The 3,414-nt window shown below is 56.8% G+C and carries 2 rRNA genes; both read right to left on the bottom strand.

Annotated elements, in window-relative coordinates:
- Position 1: 1 nt before the first annotated feature.
- Positions 2–118 (bottom strand): 5S ribosomal RNA (gene rrf, locus FHR82_RS45110).
- A 120-nt stretch (positions 119–238) separates the two neighbouring features.
- Positions 239–3,354 (bottom strand): 23S ribosomal RNA (locus tag FHR82_RS45105).
- Between the last annotated feature and the right edge of the window lie 60 nt (positions 3,355–3,414).

Here is a 3,414-nt window from a genome sequence, read left to right as displayed (position 1 = left end):
TGTTCGGCGGTGTCCTACTCTCCCACACCCTGGCGAGTGCAGTACCATCGGCGCTGGTGGGCTTAGCTTCCGGGTTCGGAATGGGACCGGGCGTTTCCCCACCGCTATAGCCGCCGTAACTCTATGAAACTGTCAACCCAGCGGAGCCGTTGATTCGTCGGCTCTCAAACACTGGTTGGTGTTTCAGAGTTGCATAGTGGATGCGTGTATCTTCACAGCGATCACAAATTTGATCGTTTGTGGAAAGTCCTCGGCCTGTTAGTACCAGTCAACTCCACACGTTACCGTGCTTCTATCTCTGGCCTATCAACCCCATGGTCTAGTGGGGGGCCTTAACCCATACGGGTGGGAGACCTCATCTTGGAACAGGCTTCCCGCTTAGATGCCTTCAGCGGTTATCCCTCCCGAACGTAGCCAACCAGCCGTGCCCTTGGCAGGACAACTGGCACACCAGAGGTTCGTCCGTCCCGGTCCTCTCGTACTAGGGACAGCCTTCCGCAAGTCTCCTGCGCGCGCGGCGGATAGGGACCGAACTGTCTCACGACGTTCTAAACCCAGCTCGCGTGCCGCTTTAATGGGCGAACAGCCCAACCCTTGGGACCTACTCCAGCCCCAGGATGCGACGAGCCGACATCGAGGTGCCAAACCATGCCGTCGATATGGACTCTTGGGCAAGATCAGCCTGTTATCCCCGGGGTACCTTTTGTCCGTTGAGCGACACCCCTTCCACCAGGTGGTGCCGGATCACTAGTCCCGACTTTCGTCCCTGCTCGACCCGTCGGTCTCACAGTCAAGCTCCCTTGTGCACTTGCACTCGACACCTGATTGCCAACCAGGCTGAGGGAACCTTTGGGCGCCTCCGTTACTCTTTGGGAGGCAACCGCCCCAGTTAAACTACCCACCAGGCACTGTCCCTGGACCGGATCACGGTCCGAAGTTAGACACCCAGTACGACCAGAGTGGTATTTCAAGATTGACTCCACGACTACTGGCGTAGCCGCTTCACAGTCTCCCACCTATCCTACACAAGCCGAACCAAGCACCAATACCAAGCTATAGTAAAGGTCCCGGGGTCTTTCCGTCCTGCCGCGCGTAACGAGCATCTTTACTCGTAGTGCAATTTCGCCGGGCCTGTGGTTGAGACAGTCGAGAAGTCGTTACGCCATTCGTGCAGGTCGGAACTTACCCGACAAGGAATTTCGCTACCTTAGGATGGTTATAGTTACCACCGCCGTTTACTGGCGCTTAAATTCTCAGCTTCGCCCCGAAGGACTAACCGGTCCTCTTAACGTTCCAGCACCGGGCAGGCGTCAGTCCGTATACATCGTCTTGCGACTTCGCACGGACCTGTGTTTTTAGTAAACAGTCGCTTCTCGCTGGTCTCTGCGGCCACCTCGCCCTAGCCCGCAATGGGGCTTCAAGCGCTGTGGCCCCCCTTCTCCCGAAGTTACGGGGGCATTTTGCCGAGTTCCTTAACCACAGTTCACCCGATCGCCTTGGTATTCTCTACCTGACCACCTGTGTCGGTTTGGGGTACGGGCCGCATGGACACTCACTAGAGGCTTTTCTCGGCAGCATGGGATCACTCTACTTCGCCTCATTCGGCTATGCATCACGTCTCAGCCTATGCGCACCGCGGATTTGCCTACGGTACGGCCTACACGCTTACACCAGTCACCATCAGCTGGCGGAGCTACCCTCCTGCGTCACCCCATCGTTTGGCTACTACCACTTCAGTTCCCACGCTCCACCCAGTCCGGTCCGAAGACCAGTCCAGGCTTCGGGTGGTTAGTATCAGAGGGCTCGCCATGGGCGCATCCACACGGGTACGGGAATATCAACCCGTTGTCCATCGACTACGCCTGTCGGCCTCGCCTTAGGTCCCGACTTACCCTGGGCGGATTAACCTGGCCCAGGAACCCTTGGTCATCCGGCGGCAGAGTTTCTCACTCTGCTTTCGCTACTCATGCCTGCATTCTCACTCCCACACCCTCCACGGCTAGATCACTCTGCCGCTTCCCTGGATGCAGGACGCTCCCCTACCCATCCGTACCACTGCACAACACCCCGAAAGGTGAAGCGGATGTATATGTACGAATGACACAGCTTCGGCGGTGCGCTTAAGCCCCGCTACATTGTCGGCGCAGGACCACTTGACCAGTGAGCTATTACGCACTCTTTCAAGGGTGGCTGCTTCTAAGCCAACCTCCTGGTTGTCTGGGCGACCCCACATCCTTTCCCACTTAGCGCACACTTAGGGGCCTTAGCTGGTGTTCTGGGCTGTTTCCCTCTCGACCACGAACCTTATCGCCCGCAGTCTCACTGCCACACTCTCACACGCCGGTATTCGGAGTTTGGTTGATTTCGGTAAGCTTGTAGGCCCCCTAGACCATCCAGTGCTCTACCCCCGACGTGAAACATGTGACGCTGCACCTAAATGCATTTCGGGGAGAACCAGCTATCACGGAGTTTGATTGGCCTTTCACCCCTACCCACAGCTCATCCCCCAGGTTTTCAACCCTGGTGGGTTCGGGCCTCCACGCCGTCTTACCGGCGCTTCACCCTGGCCATGGGTAGATCACTCCGCTTCGGGTCTAGACCACGCGACTACACGCCCTATTCAGACTCGCTTTCGCTACGGCTACCCCACACGGGTTAACCTCGCCACGCAGCACTAACTCGCAGGCTCATTCTTCAAAAGGCACGCCATCACCATTGCTAAGATGGCTCTGACGGCTTGTAGGCACACGGTTTCAGGTACTCTTTCACTCCCCTCCCGGGGTACTTTTCACCTTTCCCTCACGGTACTAGTCCGCTATCGGTCATCAGGGAGTATTTAGGCTTAGCGGGTGGTCCCGCCAGATTCACAGCAAATTCCACGAGCTCGCTGCTACTCGGGAACACCACCAAGGAAGGTGTCGCGTTTTCGTCTACCCGACTCTCACGGTCTACGGTCCAGTTTCCCAAACTGATTCGACTAACAACGACACTTTATGACTTCCCGTCGGCTTGGCAGCACCAACAAGGTGGGTCCCACAACCCCGCATACGCAACCCCTGCCAGGTATCACACGTACACGGTTTAGCCTCCTCCGCTTTCGCTCGCCACTACTCACGGAATCACTGTTGTTTTCTCTTCCTACGGGTACTGAGATGTTTCACTTCCCCGCGTTACCTCCACCACCCTATAGATTCAGGTGGCAGTGACACCCCATGACGGGTGCCGGGTTTCCCCATTCGGAAATCCTCGGATCTCAGCTCGGTTGACAGCTCCCCGAGGCATATCGCAGCCTCCCACGTCCTTCATCGGCTCCTGATGCCAAGGCATCCACCGTGTGCCCTTAATAACTTTCATCACAAACGATCAAAGATGCTCGCATCCACTATGCAATTCTCAAACACCAACCAGACCACT

This window comes from Actinophytocola algeriensis (assembly GCF_014203735.1).
In the GTDB taxonomy this organism is placed as follows: Bacteria; Actinomycetota; Actinomycetes; order Mycobacteriales; family Pseudonocardiaceae; genus Actinophytocola; species Actinophytocola algeriensis.
Note: the sequence above shows the minus strand (reverse complement) of the source record. Positions and strands in the feature narration are given on the sequence as shown.